The following is a 16,792-nucleotide window of genomic DNA, read 5'->3' on the forward strand; positions in this document are numbered from 1 at the left end:
AGCTCAACATCGTGGGTGGTGCTGATGCTGCAATAGCAGAAGACAAGACCAGCGGTGAAAACGTCATTACCCGTACCACAGAAGATGGCATCAAGATTGAATTGTTGAAAGATGCGAAGTTCGACAGCATTACCACGGGCAATACAGTATTGAACAACAATGGCCTGGTAATTAAAGGTGGCCCAAGTATCACCATCAATGGTGTTGATGCTGGTGGTAAGAAAATTACCAATGTTGCTGACGGTGTCGATGCGAAAGATGCTGTAAATAAAGGCCAGCTGGACAAGCAAATCAATGATGTGAAAGACCAAATCGGTAAAGAGATTGGTGATTTGTCTGATAATGCTGTGAAGTATGACAAAGACAAAGATGGCAATGTTGATAAAAACTCAGTGACTTTAGGTGGTGGCGATAAGGGCACTAACTTGAAGAATGTTGCGGATGGTAAGGTTGAGCAAGGTTCTAAAGATGCGGTGAATGGCGGTCAATTGTGGGATGTCAAACAGAATGTTGACAAGAACACCAATGATATCCAGAACATCCAGAACAATATCAACAACATCAACAATGGTAAGTCTGGTCTTGTTCAGCAACAGGATCCGAAGGGCGAAATCACGGTTGGTAAAGACACTGGCGGTAAGAGTGTCAATATGGCAGGTAAAGATGGCGACCGTGTCATTAAGGGCGTCGATAATGGAACCATTGCCAAAGACTCTAAAGAGGCTGTGAATGGTGGTCAGATCCATAATATCTCTGACAGCATCAAGAACAGCATTGGCGGTAACACCACGGTTAACCAAGACGGTACGATTAAAACCAACAACATTGGTGGTACAGGTAAAGACAATATTCATGATGCGATTGGTACCTTGAACCAGTCAAATCAGGAATTGGGTAACCGTATTACAAACTTGGGTGATCAGTTACAGCAAGCGTTCTATGACACGAACCAGCGTATTGATAGCGTAGAGAAAAAAGCCAATGCGGGTATTGCAGCAGCAATGGCATTGGAAGCAGCTCCATTCGTTGCAGGTAAATATACCTATGCTGCGGGTGCTGCTTATCACGGCGGTGAAAATGCAGTCGGCGTTACCTTGCGTAAAACCTCGGATAATGGTCGCTGGTCAATTACCGGTGGTGTTGCTGCAGCATCGCAAGGTGAGCCAAGCGTACGTATCGGTGTAAGTGGTGTCATTAACTAAGAAACTGGCGGGGAGAGCGCAGGCTCTCCTTACTCAACATATCAAGAGAGTTATGAAATGAAAAAAACGATTCAATGCTTGGCAGTAGCAGCTCTTGCCGGTTTCTCGGTAGCGACTTATGCAGACGAAGATACAGCGGTAGTTCAACAGGAAGAAGTCAAGTTTCCTGCGGTTGAAAAAAGTTATTTAAAACAGGTAAAGCGTTATGAATATGATGACGTTGCCCGTTTAGATACAGGTTTAACCAAAGACCAGATCCGTCATTTATTGGGCAATCCTCAATTTAGCGAAGGCGTATTCTTGGTAAAAACCTGGAACTATGTTTTAGATATTCGCCAGCCAAATAGCCAAGACTATTTACGTTGCCAACTCCGCGTCGATTTTGACAAAAAATATCTGTCAGAAAGATTGTCATGGAAAGGTGAAGCCTGTGAGGGTTTAATGGCTTGGGGTGCAAATAATCAGGTGCCGAGCGATGCAAACGTAAATACGGCACGTTCTGGTAGCGTATTCTTTGCCTTTGACCGATTCAATGCCAATGCAATTGAACAGGGTTCGGCTTCAGTATCAGCAATTGCACAACGTATTAAACAAAGCAATGCGACAGGTCCAATCCTTGTCTCTGGCTTTGCTGATCCATTGGGTAAATTTGCGTATAACCACCAATTATCAGCACAACGTGCCAATACAGTCGCGAAGTTGCTGGTAAATGAAGGTGTAGATGCAAACCGTATCCAGATCCAGGCAAATAGCCAGACAGACCTATATCAGCAATGTGCAGGCAGCAAAGCCAACGCTAAACTTGTGGGCTGTTTGGCTCCAAATCGACGCGTTAACGTAAGCTGGTAATACAGTTCATCTTAAAAAATGGCTGCTTTAATAGTGGCCATTTTTTATTTCTATATGAAATCAGTTGGCTAGATGCCATCAAGCATTTTAAGTCAAGTAGAATCACTTTTGCTTCAGATAAGGCAAAAAGTTAAATTTTTGTGAACTGTTAGACAAAATACATAATTGTGCTTAATTAATGATCTAAAATGCACGGCGTGAAATAGTTGCTTGAAAAAGTCATTCACCGGGTATCGCTTACGAGGGGAAAAACATGTTTGAATCAAAAAATCTCATTGTTCTGGATCAAATGCTTGTCTTAAAAAAAGAAGGTAAACGTGATCTGGTTTATGAAAATGATACTTTGCTCAAGGTCAAAATGATTTCGAATCAGCATATCGTGGTAGAAGATGATGCTCAGACCAGCTTTTTGTTAAAACCTCAGGATGAAAATGTGCTCTGGTCATTTATTTAATTTAAAAAGCCTTGGATAAGCTGCTGGTTTTAATGCGCTAAAGAGCAGCTTATTTACCATATTTTAGTTAAATCTACCGATTTATAAAAATATCCGATAAACGCGAAATTCCTGTTACAAGCCCACATCCTTGCATTGCCAAGCATCTTTTAGTGCTTAAATTTAAGCGCCTGATTTATGTTGACTCAATTGACATCGGCTAACTAAATACAGTCAATTCTATTTTTATCTTTTCTCCTTAACTTGAATAAAACTGTTGGGAAATAGCTAAAAATGGATCGGACTATGCAAAATAATAAATTTATCAAATTTACAAAATCCTTTTTGGTGCATTGTACTGTGGCAAGTTCAATTCTGCTGATGAATACAGCTTATGCAGCACCCGAAGGCAAACTGGACCTGACGCTTTCGACACATTCACAGAATAAGATCAAACAGTTGCTCAATGATCCGAAAACCTGGCAACAGATTCCCAAGCAAGTCACTTTATGTGTGTTTTCACCCAATGGCGAGCATAGTGAAGCCTTTGAGCAGGCCACCAGTTATATTACTGAAATCCCGCGCATGGTTCGTGTTGCAAAACAGTTCGGCGTCAATATGAATGTGACCCGGCCTTCGCATTTACAATTTAAACTGGATTTTGATTATCCCAAATTAAAAAAACAGGCCTCAACCTTAGTCAATCTCAAGGTCTATACCAATGAAGCGGTGCTTACTGAAGATTTCCGTAGCAAGCGCTGTGATGGGGCAGGAATCAGTAACCTCCGTGCCAAACAATTCAATAAATTCGTCGGCAGTATCGATGCGATTGGTGCATTGCAAACCTATAAGCAGCTCAGTTCTGTCATTCAGGTTTTGGCCAATCCAAAATTCGATGAAAAGATGGTCAATAAAGATTATGAAGTCGTGGGAATCGTTCCTTTAGGTGCCGCCTATATCATGGTGACCGATCGTAATATTAATACTTTGGCAAAAGCTGCGGGTAAAAAGGTTGCGGTATTCCAGTTTGATGAAACGCAAAAGAAATTGGTACAGAATGTTGGCGCACAACCGGTTTCTGTCGATCTGGTGACGGTGGGCGGAAAGTTTAATAATAAAGAAGTCGATATCATGGCTGGACCAGCGATTTTATTTGAGCCATTGGAACTACAAAAAGGCATGACCGATAAATCAGGTAAAACGGTTGGCGGTATTATTAAATTTCCTGTGATACAGGTGACAGGAACCTTGATTATGCAGCGCAATAAGTTTCCGGCAGGGATGGGATCGATTGCTCGTGAGGTGATTTCCAAACAGTTGAATCCAGCCTTTGAATTTGTCGATAAAATCGAAGCCAAGATTCCAGACAAGTTCTGGTTAAAGCTGAATGAAAGTGATAAGCCTGGCTATGTACGCTTGATGCGTGAAGCGCGGATTCAAATGACCAAAGAAGGTTTTTACGATAAAGATATGATGAAGTTGTTGAAGCAGGTACGTTGTTCACAAGAGCCAAGCAATTATGAATGTGCTTTGAAAGATGAGTAATAAACCATATCCAAAGAATTGATCATCTGGTTTGTAGGAATGATTTATTTTATTTAGATTGATATCTAGTAGGATAAATCATGGATTTAATTAATAAGATTAAACGTAAATTGCAGAAACAGAATATAAGCTTGAATAAACCAGCAACGTGGCAGGAAATTTTGGCTTTTGAATATAATCATCAAGTTAAATTATCACCAGTTTTAAGAGCTTACTTTTTAGAATTTAATGGTATAGCTGACCGAAATATGGATGATAATTATTTTACGTTCGTGTCGCTGGGTGAATTTCAATCGGTTGAAAGTATTTCAAGCTACTATGATAAAGATAAGTTTTTATATCCTAACTGTTTTGTATTTTCGGACTATCTAGTGTGGTGTTGGGGGTATGCAGTACTACTCGATCAGATTGGTTCGGATGGTGTTGTATATCATGTGGGAGGATCAACAAAAAGAAAAATTGCAGATTCATTCACAGCATTTTTACAACAATATTTAATCGATAGTAATGAATTATTATAAGAATATCTTTAACGCCTACTATATGCCTATGTTTGATAAATAGAGGAGAGAAAGAAAGGTTTTAGAGAAAAATGGTTCGATGTTAGTTATTATTTTTATATTAAAAATAATGCTCCAGAGGTGCCGCTGCATGGTCGTTACCCTGAACCCGATGAGTTCAAGGTGGAGGTGACGCGTACTTAATGGGTTTCCTACTCGAGGCAGGCATACACTCAAAATACACAGAACACATCCATAAATATAAGTATCGGCAGGGGACTAGACGTACTGGCGAACACCCTAGAGACAGTTTTAGTATAACTGATCTTTACGCGATGACAATCCTTGCAAGGCAGTTATCTGTAAAGATACTTACTAATTGATGGGGCTTTGTGCAATTTTACTCAACAGTTTGTTCGACATCTTCCAAAATGCTCTGGAGCAGACGTTCGCAATGTGCATATTCCTGTAAAGACTTATTCAGGCTAAACACTTCCTGCGCCATTTGCAGGGCCACCATGATCACCAGTTTGTTATGTTCTACGCGTGGCGCATTGCGACGCATGTCATGAAACTTCTGATTCAGCAATTCAGCCGCACGTTCCAGCTCTTCACGTTTATCTTCAGTCGTGTTTAAACGGAAAGTCTGTTCAATCAAGCGAAGTTCGACAACAATGGATTCACTCATGATCAGGTCTCCTCGTGAGTTTCAGCATTTGGATGAGCAAGTTGCTGAATTTCTTGTGCATGTTGATCTTGGGCCGTACCTAAAATAGAAAGACGCTGGATAATGGCTTCCACTTTAGATTTTGCAAGTTCATTTTTCTGCAACAAGCGATCGCGATCCTGTTGTAAATCCTGAATTTCTTGTTGGCTATGACGTTGCTGTGCCTGTAATTTTTCTTTGTTGACACGCAAGTCATTACGCTCAGCCAGAATTTCCTGAAAGCGATTTTTTAAATCGGTGGTGCTTTTCTCTAAACGGCTATAACGCTCCGCTAAAGTTGTTGCATCTTGATTCAGTTGTTTAAATTGATCTTGTAACTGAGTCAGTTGTTCAGTTAAGTTATCAACTTCTTCCTGCTTTTGCGTGATGATGCTATTTTTCTGCACAACTTGTGCATGATGGTCAGTTTCAGCTAATTGTTTAGCTTCAGTGAGCGATGTATTTTCTCGCTCAAAGTGATGTAGGCGTGTTTTTAAAACACCAATATGCGCTTGTAGACGCTGTAATTGTTCTAACATAACGAAGGTCGCACAGAGTTGCAATCAAAGGTAATATATACAGCAGTATAGAGATTGGATAAACGAATGCAAGACGATATTTCAGGTTGGACGGAATGGAATGCCCATTTTGATGGGATTGAAGAAATTTCAAGTCCAAGTGAGTTACATGGTTTACTCACTGGTATAGTTTGTGTGACACAAGCGCCAACCGCAGATGAATGGTCACAAATCTTAAACACCCTTAATGTACCTGCTTTACAACCCCAAGCACTGGACAGTTTGACGGATGAAGCAGAGGATGTGGCGCATGCTTTATCTGATGATGAATTAGACTACTTACCAATGCTCCCGGATGACAGTCATTTGCTGGCCGATCGTGTTCAGGCATTGGCTGACTGGTGTGCCGGAGTGGTGCTGGGTTTCGGTTTGGCTTCGGGTCATATTCGTGGCGAGGAGCAAGAGCTGATTGAACATTTACAAGATGTTGCAGCGGTTGAGTTTGAAGACTCAGATAATGATGAAGAAGGCGAAGAAAGCTATCAGGAATTGTATGAGTTTGTACGCCTGATTCCTGTGAGCTTGTCGATTGGTCGTAAAAAGATTGCTGTGGCTGAAAGTTCTTTGTTACAAAATTTTCATGCTAAAAGCAGAAATTCAGACAATCCTTCCGATCCGCAAACCGTGGTAGAAATGTTTACCCCACATCGTCCGAGTTAACTCGGGCGGTGCCTTAAACTTTTATAAATAAACATACTTACAATCATTCATCTTCATCAGAAGGACAATATGAAATTAAGTCAGGCTGATTTTAAACAACGTCGTGATCTTCTCGCTCAACATATCGGCAGCAATAGCATTGCAATTATTGCGACGCGGGCAGAAATGTATCGTAACCGCGATGCGGATTATAAATATCGTGCTGACAGTAGTTTTTATTATCTGACTGGATTTGCAGAGCCAGAAGCGGTTGCTGTGATCGAAACCTTTGAAGAGGGTGAGGAATATAGCTATAGCTTATTCTGTCGTGAACGCAATCGTGAAATGGAAATCTGGAATGGCTATCGTGCCGGAATTGATGGCGCGATTGAAATCTATGAAGCTGATGAAGCTTATGCAATTGATCTGCTTGATGAAGAAATCATCGACAAGTTATTAAATAAACACCGTCTTTACTATCGTATTGCTCAGAATGCTGAATTTGATGCACGTGTAAGTCAATGGATGCAAAAGGCGGATGCACATCGCGGGGGGACTGCGCCCGCAGAAGTCGTACAGCTTGATCGTATTGTTGATGAAATGCGTTTAAAAAAATCAGCACAAGAAATTGAGTTGATGCAGATTGCATCGGATATCAGTGCAGAAGCGCATACCCGTGCCATGCAAACGGTTAAAGCTGGGATGATGGAATACGCACTCGAAGCGGAACTGAATTATATCTTTGGTCAAAATGGCTGTGTGCCAGCCTATAACAGTATTGTGGGCGGTGGTGAAAATGCCTGTATCTTGCACTACGTTGAGAATAATAAGCCGTTAAAAGATGGTGATTTAGTGCTGATCGATGCAGCCTGTGAATATGAGTTCTATGCATCGGACATTACCCGTACATTTCCGGTAAATGGTAAATTTAGCCCTGAACAAAAAGCGTTATATAACGTGGTGCTTGCAGCACAACTGGCTGCGATTGATGCAACCCGTATTGGCAATCACTATAAATATCCACATGAAGTGGCGGTAAAGATTTTAACCCAAGGATTGGTTGATCTTGGTTTACTGCACGGTAATGTGGATGAGCTGGTTGAAAATGAGGCATTCCGTCAATTCTATATGCATGGTACAGGGCATTGGCTCGGTATGGATGTGCATGATGTCGGTGCTTATAAGAATGGCGAAGACTGGCGTGCTTATGAAGCCGGTATGGTGGTGACCGTTGAGCCAGGTTTGTATGTTGCACCAGATGATGAAACGGTTGATGCAAAATGGCGTGGTATCGGCATTCGCATTGAGGACGATATTGTCGTGACAGAAAATGGTCCATTGGTTCTGACCAAAAATGTAGTTAAAACTGTTGAAGAGATTGAAAGCTTGATGGCGAGTCGCTAATCAGTCTAGTTGCAGAACTGAAGCCTTAGTTTTAATGAATGCCTCTTGATAATGTATGAAGAGGCAAACAAAAAATTATAATAATATTTACAAAAATAAGAGACTTATATGAAATTGTCGAGCTGTGTTTATCGAATAGTCACTGACATTTATTTGATTTTATTAATTTATGTATATTTAAAGGTTCACCATTATTACTTTTATCTGACACGGTGGGAGTGGCATGAAGATCGACAGATACTTTCCCTGCTGTTTATTTCTTTTATATTTTTTGTCAGTGTAACGGCATTGTTTATCTATACTATTTTTTATAACGTTGGGAAATATCGATCTATTGAGTGGGCTTTGTATTTTATTTATTTTTGTTTGATGAGTTCAGTTTTTATCGTCTATCTTCCAAGAAAATATACTTAATCTAGTGACTTCTATCTTCTTTCCTGCTGAAAGACCTACTAAAGTGAGAAGGCTGAATAAGATAGATAGGCGTGTTTCTTTCCTATCGGTGCTCAAAACAACTTTTGAAGATATTTTAAAAACATAGACCAAACAAAGTACAAATTCCCTTCCTGATTTAAGTTAGAGTAAGATAGGCTAGGGTCTGTTGATATTTCACAAATGCTTGCGACAGTGGACATTTTTTAGGTGATACAAGGCATGGCTTATGTAATTTAGTCATTCTAAATAAATAAGCTATAACGCCGTAGCGTCAAAAAATGTCCCTGTCCTTGCGCTGTGATCAAAGCAATGCTTTGCTCTTGCTCAGGTTGTGGCTAAAACTTCCTTAAACTTTGTTATGAAACTTGACAAGGGAGTTCGCCATTGCCTACGTTTCATGCCTTGTTTAAGTTGTTTTAGCCTACAACGCAACCATAGATGAAATATCAACAGACCCTTAACATCAAGTCATGAAAAACTGATAAGGAATAATATTATGCAGCAACAAGTCATCATTGTCGGTGGAGGTATGGTTGGACTCAGCCTTGCTTTAATGTTGGCAAAATCTAATATCGCGGTAAAGCTATTAGAAGCTGTGAAATATCCGAATTATGACGATGAAAATGTTGCCCCTTATCATTCCAGTTTTGATGCGCGTAATACCGCTTTGTCACGTCGTAGCGTACAGATTTACCAAAAGTTAGGTTTATGGGAAGCTTTACAACAACATGCCACCCCAATTCTGCAAGTGCATATTACCGAGCAGGGCAGTTTTGGTAAGGCACGCCTCGTTGCTGAACAAGAAAAAGTAGAAAGCTTTGGACAAGTGATTGAAAACGCATGGTTAGGTCGTGTATTACTGACCCAAGTACGTCAGCAGCCGTTGATTGAGCTGATTGACGGGGTGCAAGTGACCTCACTCACGCAAAATGAAGATGAGGTTCACATCGAAGCGATGCGCAATGGTGAATATATTCATTCCTTGAAATCCAAGTTGGTGATTGCAGCCGATGGTCGTGATTCTTTCTGTCGACAAGCCATCGGTGTCGGTGTAGATGAGCATGATTATGATCAAGTCGCGATTGTCACGACCGTACAAACCTCTAAACCGCATCAGCATGTTGGTTTTGAACGTTTTAGCGCATTAGGTCCATTGGCATTGTTGCCTTTACCGGGGGAATACCGTCGTTCAGTGGTATGGCCGGTGAAGAAAGGCACAGAAGCAGAATGGTTAGGTGAAGAAAACGACCAGCACTTCCTCGATGCTTTACAGCAAACCTATGGCGATCGTGCGGGTAAATTTGAAAAAACTGGCAAGCGTTTTAGCTATCCATTGTCACAAGTGTTGGCGCATAAGCAGGCCGTTGGACGTGTCGTGTTGATGGGGAATGCCGCACATACGATTCATCCCGTTGCAGGACAAGGGTTTAACCTGTGCTTGCGTGATGCCGATGTACTGGTTCGTTTCCTGATGGAGCAACTGGCGAAGTCTGATGATATTGGCGCGCCTGAAAATTTACTGGCCTATGAGCAATCCCGTTTAAAGGATCAGCAACGTGTGATCAAATTCTGTGATTCGGTGGTGCGTGGTTTTAGTAATCAGAATCCAATCCTTAAATTATTGCGCAATACCGGCCTGATTGCATTTGATGTGATTCCGGGGGTTAAGCCTTTGGTTGCCAACTATGCAATGGGGCTAAAAGCATGAGTGAACTATTAGATGTGGTCATCGTCGGTGGTGGTCTGGTTGGTGGTTTAACCGCTTTATTGTTGGCCCAAGGTGGCGTACAAGCCACAGTACTGGATGCTGCGCCTGTGCTTGATCAGGATAAAACTTTGGCAGTCATGAATCCGCGTGTGTTGGCACTCAGTCAGGCGACGATTCACTTACTCAAAACGGTTGATGTATGGAATGATCTGGCACGTCAAATGCCTTATTCAGGCATGCAGGTCTGGAATAAAAATGGCTATGGCGAAATCAATTTTGGCCATGCTTCTGAGCAGCCACCACACTCAGATCAAGCATTGGGTTCAATGGTCGAGCCGAGTGTCCTCAATGTTGCCATTCAACAAAAGATGTTGCAGCAGCTTAAAGACTACCGTACCCAGGTCAAGGTCATTCGGATTGAACAGATTCCCCAAGGCTGGTCGATTCAACTGGCGGATGGTACGACCTTAAAAACCAAGTTATTGATTGGTGCAGATGGCGCAAACTCATTTGTACGTGAGCAGGCCTATATCGATTTAGATGTACTGGATTACAAACAGGCTGCCATCAGTTGTGCGATTAAAACCACACAACCGAATCAGTATGTAGCTCGCCAGATTTTCTTGCCGACCGGCCCATTGGCTTATTTACCGATGGCCAGTCTGGATGCACAGGAAAACGGTTACTGGCAATCGATCGTCTGGACATTGCCCGATGACTATGCCGATGAGTATTCGGCACTCAATGATCAAGAGTTTATGCAATTGCTGACTCAGGAAAGCCTGCAAATGCTGGGTGAAGTGGTTGAAGTGCGTTCCAGAGCACAATTTCCACTTAAGGCACGTGCTGCACAGCGCTATATTAAATCGGGGCTGGCATTGATCGGTGATGCTGCGCATGTGATTCATCCTTTGGCAGGACAAGGCGTGAATATAGGTTGTCTGGATGCCGCGGTGCTTTGTGATGTGTTACTACATGATTTAAAACGTGGTGCATGGGCCAATGAACAGACCTTGCTGCGTTACGAGCACCAACGTAAAGGTCAGAATGATGCCATGATGCATAGCATGTCTGCGATTGGCTGGCTGGAAAGTTCGGAGTTGTTTCCTTTGGTCTGGGCGCGAAATTTTGGCTTAAAACAGGTTGAACAATTTGACGGGTTTAAGGATCGTTTCATGCAACAGGCCAACGGATTAGGTGTGTTAAAAGACACCCGTTACGCTTGCTAAAAAAGAGTAGATATTTTTTAAACAATCATTTATAAATCAGAGTGAATTTGGTCGCAAAAAATACGATTTTAGCAATATTGTACTTTGCGAAATGAAAAGAGCTTGCTAAATTTCATCAAGTTCTGATGACCAAATAGCGATGATGAGAAGTTTAGTCATTGTGGGGAGATTAATATGACGGAAATGAATGATTACGACGACAACACAGAAGATTCTGCTGTAGACGATGATGAGGCGAAAGCAGCAGAAACTGGTGCAGATAGCGAAGAATCGAGCGCCAATGATGCCGATCTTGCCGAGGCTGAAACCTTAACAGTAACGGCAAAGCAGAAACAGCGCCAGGCTTTAGAAGATGAAGTTGCTGCGTTCCTTGCACGTGGTGGACGCATTACCGAAGTCCCACCCGATGAACATCAAGATTAAGTCGAATAAAGACAGCAAAAAAGCATCACGATTGTGGTGCTTTTTTGTGCTGGTGTGATTCGTGTTCGCACTCCAGTGGCTGATGGAGTTCTTTTAAAATTCCACATTGTTCAATGGTACGATGTTGTGAGCATTGCTGTTTTAAATGGGTTAGATCCTGTTTGAGATGTTCCAGATTTTTAATTTTCTGGGAAACCTCAGCCAGATATTGATCAATCAGATGATCGACTTCCATGCAGGTTTGATTGGGGTTCTCTGACATATCCTTGAGCTTTTGGATATCCTGTAAGGTAATGCCCAGTTCACGGCAATGCTTGAGAAACAGAAGTTCGGACAGCATCTGTTCAGAATAATGCCGATAATTGCCCGCCGTGCGTTTGGCTTTCTCAAGCAGCCCAATTTTTTCATAATAACGGATGGTATCCACTGATACGCCCGTCTTTTTTGCCAGTTGCCCAATGGTAAGATTTATCATGCTTGACTCTGGAGTTACTCTAGGGTTTTAAATCACTATAAAAGATTAAGTGAGAAAAGTCATGGCAGGATGTGGTTGCAATACAACATGTTCCCCAACACAAAAGATTAGCCCCAAGTTTCGCAAAGCGTTGTGGATTGCTTTGATCCTCAATGCGTTGATGTTCTTTGTCGAGATTATTGGTGGTTCGCATGCACGCTCGGTTTCTTTATGGGCCGATGCGCTAGATTTTGCCGGTGATGCAGCAAACTATGCCATCTCTCTAGCCGTACTCTCCATGAGCTTGTATTGGCGCGCGACCGCAGCTTTGGTGAAAGGGATGACCATGGCGGCCTTTGGTATTTTTGTAATTGTGAAAGTGTTCTGGTCATGGTGGCTTGGAATCACCCCTGAGCCGATGCTCATGGGGGCAATCGGTGTGTTGGCATTGACGGTGAATGTGGTTTCAGCATTGATGCTTTACGCATTCCGTGATGGTGATGCCAATATGCGTTCAGTGTGGTTGTGCAGCCGCAATGATGCAATTGCCAATATTGCGATTATTATTGCCGCTGTCGGTGTTTTTGGCACAGGCACCATGTTCCCTGATTTATTGGTCGCTTTTGTGATTGCTTATCTTGGTGTGTCTTCGGGTTTAAGCGTGATTAAACAGGCCAGAGCAGAGAGGAAAATGGATCAAGCTCACCTCGTTACCAAGGCTTAAAACACAGTGTTGGTATTTCATATTTAACGGTTAAGGGGGGGATTTTTATAATCTCCCCCTTAGGTTTTATTGATCGTGTTGGGTCAGTTCCAACGCACGTTGATAAGCAATTTTCTTCTTAATACCGGTTAGATCAGCAGCCAGTTGTGATGCCGCTTTGACGGATAAGTCCTGTAATAAACGTTTTAATAGCTCATCCAGTTTATCCTGTTCCATATCTTTTTCGGCAGAAGCACCGCCGACCACCACCACGATTTCACCTTTTTGCTGGTTGTGATCATTTTCAATCAAGGTGACCAGTTGTTTTAAGGTCATTTTCTTGATGGTTTCAAATGTCTTGGTAATTTCACGGGCAAAACCGACAGGACGATCTTCACCAAAGACCTGAGCCATATCCTGAATACAGGCCAGAATACGGTGGGGTGCTTCATAAAAAATCAGGGTCTGGGTTTCATCTTTGAGCTTTTCCAGCTGGCTAATCCGTTGTGACGCTTTCGATGGCAAGAAGCCTTCAAAGCTAAAACGGTCACTGGGTAAACCCACCGCACTTAATGCAGCAATCGCAGCACAGGCACCGGGCACAGGAATCACGCGAATGCCGTGCTCTTGTGCAGCACGCACCAGTTTAAAACCAGGGTCGCTAATCAGGGGCGTTCCAGCATCACTAATTAAGGCAACATTTTCACCATTTAACATTTTTTGGAGAAGTTGATCAATTTTGTTACTTTCGTTGTGATCATGACACGCGGTTAGTGGAGTTGAGATATTATAGTGTTTGAATAATTGAGCAGATTGACGAGTGTCTTCTGCGGCAACCACCGAAACGGATTTTAATATATCAATTGCACGAAAGGTCATGTCATCTAAGTGCCCAATCGGGGTTGCTACAACAAATAATTGAGCACTCATAAAAGGTAACTCCCTCATGTATTACAAAAAATATTGGCTGCTACTCAGTTTGGCAGCAATTGTGAGTCCGGTTTATGCGGACGTACTGGTGATTCTACCCGAATCTGGTGCGATGGCGCGAGCCGGTCAGAACATCAAACGCGGTTTCTTGAGTGCTTATACAGCATCTGGTAGCAAAGAAAAAATCATTTTTGTAGATTCCGCCAAAAATAACATCGATACCATTTTCAAAAAGCGGGTTAATAACAAGACCCGTTTGATTGTTGGACCATTGGCCCGACCGGATATTGAAAATGTGATGCAGCGTAATCCGGCGATTCCGGTGCTGGCCTTGAATGATGTGAATACTCAGGCGACCAATGTCTGGCAGTTTAGTCTGGCTAAACAGCATGATGCATTGGCACTGAATCAACTGTTGAAAAAAGATAAAATCAAAAAGCTACTGGTGCTACGTCAGGCGGGAACAGAGTCGGCAACAGAACTGTTTATGATGGCGTTGATGTCCGAGTTTGGTTCAGATATTCATGTCGTGAATGAACTGCCGAAAAAACTGGCACGTAAAGAAGGGCTATTATTGCTCGGAGACCAGCAATGGCTAGAACAACTGGGCCCACTGCCAGAAAAGAATATTTATGCCACAGCGCTAAGTATAGAGCAGGATAAACCGATTCCTACAGGATTAAGTTTCTGTGATACACCGGCCTTATATAATGGACAGTGGGCCGATGTCATCAAGGCTTATAAAGAGCAGCCTGAAAATATGGCGTTCCAGCGCTTACTGGCATTTGGTGGCGATGCCTGGAGCATCAGTCAGCAATTCCTGAATAGTCCGGACCGGAAATTTAATTTTGAAGGTCGTACTGGGGCAATCGAGGTGAAGGACGGTAAAATTTACCGACAACCGTATTGTTATCAACAACAGAAAAATGGCATTCAGGTATTGAAGTAGACGGTCCATCCATGCAACCGTCATATCAGGATCTAGGGCAATGGGCTGAACAGACAGCACTTGCCTTGCTCCAATCCCATCACTATGAATGTGTTGCGCGAAATTATCATTCACGTTATGGTGAAATTGACCTAATTGTACAGCGCCAGCATGAACTGGTCTTTGTCGAAGTCAAAGCCAGATCGGCGGGGAGTTATGCAGCAGCCTGTGAAGTGATTTCCCCAGCTCAACAACAAAAAATTATTAAAACCGCTCAGCTGTTTTTACAGAAATATCCTAAATATTATGACTTTGACTGTCGTTTTGATGTGATTTGTTTTGATTTTCCACGGAAATTTGCAAAAACAGTACAACCAGATTTTTCAAAATTGCAGTATGATCAGCAATGGATTGAACATGCGTTTACTTTAGACGGGTGAATGCACGGGTCTGAAGCTGAATATTGAAATTGAACAAATGTGTTTGTAGTTAGGGAGTCTTGCCAAGTGTTAAAACGTTTAACGATTACGTTGCTTTGCGCTGCAAGTTTATCGGGATGTGCGAGTTTTATTTCTGGGGGTACGGGAACGTCACCAGTCGGAACAAATAGTGGTGAGCGTAGTCTGGGGCAGATTTTTATTGATTCTTCAATCAAGCGTACTGCAAATATCAATTTATATAAATTAGATCACCGTTTTAAACAGTCACGTATCAACATTGAAAGTTTTCACAGCAATGTTTTATTGACAGGACAGGTTCCTGATCCGTATTTAAAACAGTTGGCTGAAGATAACTTGCGCTCAATGACGGATGTTAAAGCAGTACACAACTATATTACGGTGGGCGACAAAGTTGGCTATAACACCATCATGCAAGATGCGACGGTGACTGCAAATACTCGTGGCCTGTTAATGAAAGCGCCAGTAGTGTCGGATAGCAAAGTATTGGTACATACCGAAAATGGTGTGCTGTATGTGATGGGACGTTTAAATACAGCTGAATCACGAGATTTGGATGACGTCTTACAAAAAGTTGGAAATGTGACTAAAATTGTGACGCTCATTGACAATGTGGACCAGCCTTCAGGTACTGTCGCCAGTTCAACAGCAGCTACGCCAATGGTGGATACTGCGACGACACAGCCTTTAGTTGAGACACCTGTTGCAATTGATCCAGATCAGGCGGACCCTGCGACCATTACTCCAACTAATCCTTAATTTATGAAGCAACTCATCCAACAAGTACAAGAAAATGTCATCAAGGCGAAAACGTTCTATCAGGAGTTTCGCCTTTATGATTTTGCCAGTTATTCGATTAATTATCTAACCCCGAAAGATACGTTTGAAAAACACGAGCATTTGGCCTATGGGCTAAAGTCAAGACAGCGGCTGGATTTGTATCGGACCAAAACCCCGAAAAAGCAAAGACCACTGATTGTTTTTGTGCATGGTGGCTCGTGGCAGCATGGCAATAAGCGTGATTATTTATTTGTTGGAGAAAGTTTTGCCAGAGAGGGCTATGATGTTGCGGTGATCAATTATCATCTTGCTCCGGCCCATATCTTTCCAACCTTTATTGATGACATTGCGCAAGCAATTCACTACCTGAGCCAGAATCAGGACAAGCTGAATATTTCTACCGATAATATCATTTTGATGGGGCACTCGGCGGGCGCTTTTAATGTGATGTCTGTGGTGTATTCTGCTTACTCACAAAACTTTAAATATAAAGACAAGATCCGTGCCATTGTCGGTATGGCTGGTCCTTATCATTTCGACTATAAGGGCGATCCGCTGGCAGAGCATGCTTTTGATCAGAAAATTTCCTATCAGCAAGTCATGCCTTATTACTTTATCGAGCCGAACCAGATTAAACATTATTTATTGATGGCCGAACAGGATCAACTGGTGGCGAAGGAAAATAGCTTTGATCTGGATAAGGCGCTAAGAGCGAAGGGGAATCATAGTCATATCGCCGTGATTCCAAAGACAGGTCATATCACGATAGTGGCGACGCTGGCGAGCTTAATGAGCCATTATTTCAAGACCAAGCGGACTATCCTGCATTTTCTGGATGAGGCATTGGAGCCTTAAAACAGGACTCATCTGATCAATCCACAGCATATT

19 protein-coding genes and 1 other RNA gene are annotated in these 16,792 nt (G+C 42.3%); 15 read left to right on the top strand and 5 right to left on the bottom strand.

The features are described from left to right. From MSG93_RS11545 to MSG93_RS11565, 5 genes are all read left to right on the top strand, one after another. On the top strand, nucleotides 1-1,202 hold a 1,202-nt coding region (locus MSG93_RS11545; protein ID WP_324621946.1), incomplete at its 5' end, for a YadA-like family protein. Nucleotides 1,203-1,259: 57 nt separating this feature from the next. Next, complete coding sequence (tpgA, locus tag MSG93_RS11550) at nucleotides 1,260-2,051, top strand: trimeric autotransporter adhesin/peptidogylcan-associated protein TpgA (RefSeq protein ID WP_324621948.1); 792 nt, start codon at nucleotides 1,260-1,262, stop codon at nucleotides 2,049-2,051. A gap of 253 nt (nucleotides 2,052-2,304) precedes the next feature. Next, entirely contained in the window at nucleotides 2,305-2,505 is a 201-nt protein-coding gene (locus tag MSG93_RS11555) for a hypothetical protein (RefSeq protein ID WP_005231707.1), read from the top strand. Between the two features lie 285 nt (nucleotides 2,506-2,790). Further along, nucleotides 2,791-4,029, top strand: coding sequence for a putative solute-binding protein (locus MSG93_RS11560; protein WP_324621950.1), 1,239 nt, complete (start codon nucleotides 2,791-2,793; stop codon nucleotides 4,027-4,029). Nucleotides 4,030-4,109: 80 nt separating this feature from the next. After that, the gene (locus tag MSG93_RS11565) at nucleotides 4,110-4,550 is read left to right on the top strand and encodes an SMI1/KNR4 family protein (RefSeq protein WP_005288053.1); all 441 of its coding nucleotides are present in this window, start codon (nucleotides 4,110-4,112) and stop codon (nucleotides 4,548-4,550) included. Nucleotides 4,551-4,657: 107 nt separating this feature from the next. Here MSG93_RS11565 and ssrS read toward each other — a convergent pair. The 3 genes from ssrS to MSG93_RS11580 form a co-directional block, all read right to left on the bottom strand. Further along, a non-coding RNA gene (ssrS, locus tag MSG93_RS11570) (6S RNA) lies at nucleotides 4,658-4,839 on the bottom strand. A gap of 90 nt (nucleotides 4,840-4,929) precedes the next feature. Then, nucleotides 4,930-5,217 (bottom strand): cell division protein ZapA, encoded by a 288-nt coding sequence (locus MSG93_RS11575; RefSeq protein ID WP_005288050.1) that lies wholly within the window; start codon nucleotides 5,215-5,217, stop codon nucleotides 4,930-4,932. 2 nt (nucleotides 5,218-5,219) lie between these two features. Continuing rightward, nucleotides 5,220-5,774, bottom strand: coding sequence for a hypothetical protein (locus MSG93_RS11580; RefSeq protein WP_004773773.1), 555 nt, complete (start codon nucleotides 5,772-5,774; stop codon nucleotides 5,220-5,222). Between the two features lie 66 nt (nucleotides 5,775-5,840). Here MSG93_RS11580 and MSG93_RS11585 point away from each other — a divergent pair, with 66 nt between their 5' ends. The 5 genes from MSG93_RS11585 (at nucleotide 5,841) to MSG93_RS11605 (ending at nucleotide 11,651) form a co-directional block, all read left to right on the top strand. Continuing rightward, nucleotides 5,841-6,473 (top strand): UPF0149 family protein, encoded by a 633-nt coding sequence (locus tag MSG93_RS11585; protein WP_309351619.1) that lies wholly within the window; start codon nucleotides 5,841-5,843, stop codon nucleotides 6,471-6,473. 69 nt (nucleotides 6,474-6,542) lie between these two features. Beyond that, nucleotides 6,543-7,856 (top strand): aminopeptidase P N-terminal domain-containing protein, encoded by a 1,314-nt coding sequence (locus tag MSG93_RS11590; RefSeq protein ID WP_324621953.1) that lies wholly within the window; start codon nucleotides 6,543-6,545, stop codon nucleotides 7,854-7,856. Between the two features lie 931 nt (nucleotides 7,857-8,787). Continuing rightward, nucleotides 8,788-9,999 carry a 2-octaprenyl-6-methoxyphenyl hydroxylase gene (gene ubiH / locus MSG93_RS11595; protein WP_005288039.1) on the top strand — a complete coding sequence of 404 codons (1,212 nt, stop codon included), beginning with the start codon at nucleotides 8,788-8,790 and terminating at the stop codon, nucleotides 9,997-9,999. Next, nucleotides 9,996-11,228 (top strand): FAD-dependent monooxygenase, encoded by a 1,233-nt coding sequence (locus MSG93_RS11600; protein ID WP_324621954.1) that lies wholly within the window; start codon nucleotides 9,996-9,998, stop codon nucleotides 11,226-11,228. Before ubiH ends, MSG93_RS11600 begins: the two co-directional genes overlap by 4 nt. A gap of 174 nt (nucleotides 11,229-11,402) precedes the next feature. Further along, nucleotides 11,403-11,651, top strand: a complete 249-nt coding sequence (locus MSG93_RS11605) for a hypothetical protein (protein WP_005231697.1) — start codon at nucleotides 11,403-11,405, stop codon at nucleotides 11,649-11,651. A gap of 25 nt (nucleotides 11,652-11,676) precedes the next feature. On the opposite strand, the gene MSG93_RS11610 is transcribed toward MSG93_RS11605, so the two are convergent. Continuing rightward, nucleotides 11,677-12,126 (bottom strand): MerR family transcriptional regulator, encoded by a 450-nt coding sequence (locus MSG93_RS11610; RefSeq protein WP_005288033.1) that lies wholly within the window; start codon nucleotides 12,124-12,126, stop codon nucleotides 11,677-11,679. A gap of 61 nt (nucleotides 12,127-12,187) precedes the next feature. Between MSG93_RS11610 and MSG93_RS11615 the strand changes: the two genes are divergently transcribed. Continuing rightward, nucleotides 12,188-12,829, top strand: a complete 642-nt coding sequence (locus tag MSG93_RS11615) for a cation transporter (RefSeq protein ID WP_324621957.1) — start codon at nucleotides 12,188-12,190, stop codon at nucleotides 12,827-12,829. 66 nt (nucleotides 12,830-12,895) lie between these two features. Here the strand turns inward: MSG93_RS11615 and rsmI are convergent, their stop codons facing one another. Continuing rightward, nucleotides 12,896-13,738, bottom strand: coding sequence for a 16S rRNA (cytidine(1402)-2'-O)-methyltransferase (gene rsmI, locus MSG93_RS11620; RefSeq protein WP_324621959.1), 843 nt, complete (start codon nucleotides 13,736-13,738; stop codon nucleotides 12,896-12,898). Between the two features lie 16 nt (nucleotides 13,739-13,754). On the opposite strand from rsmI, the gene MSG93_RS11625 reads away from it, so the two are divergent. The 4 genes from MSG93_RS11625 (at nucleotide 13,755) to MSG93_RS11640 (ending at nucleotide 16,759) form a co-directional block, all read left to right on the top strand. Next, nucleotides 13,755-14,687: a penicillin-binding protein activator gene (locus MSG93_RS11625; protein ID WP_199950059.1), complete on the top strand. Its 933-nt coding sequence runs from the start codon at nucleotides 13,755-13,757 to the stop codon at nucleotides 14,685-14,687. A gap of 11 nt (nucleotides 14,688-14,698) precedes the next feature. Next, a complete protein-coding gene (locus tag MSG93_RS11630) occupies nucleotides 14,699-15,106 on the top strand; it encodes a YraN family protein (protein ID WP_324621960.1) in 408 nt (135 codons plus the stop codon). A 66-nt stretch (nucleotides 15,107-15,172) separates the two neighbouring features. Then, nucleotides 15,173-15,883, top strand: a complete 711-nt coding sequence (locus MSG93_RS11635; protein ID WP_005288019.1) for a BON domain-containing protein — start codon at nucleotides 15,173-15,175, stop codon at nucleotides 15,881-15,883. 3 nt (nucleotides 15,884-15,886) lie between these two features. After that, nucleotides 15,887-16,759: an alpha/beta hydrolase gene (locus tag MSG93_RS11640; protein ID WP_324621961.1), complete on the top strand. Its 873-nt coding sequence runs from the start codon at nucleotides 15,887-15,889 to the stop codon at nucleotides 16,757-16,759. Nucleotides 16,760-16,792: the final 33 nt, after the last annotated feature.

It is taken from the genome of Acinetobacter sp. IK40 (assembly GCF_035615075.1).
GTDB lineage: Bacteria > Pseudomonadota > Gammaproteobacteria > Pseudomonadales > Moraxellaceae > Acinetobacter > Acinetobacter courvalinii.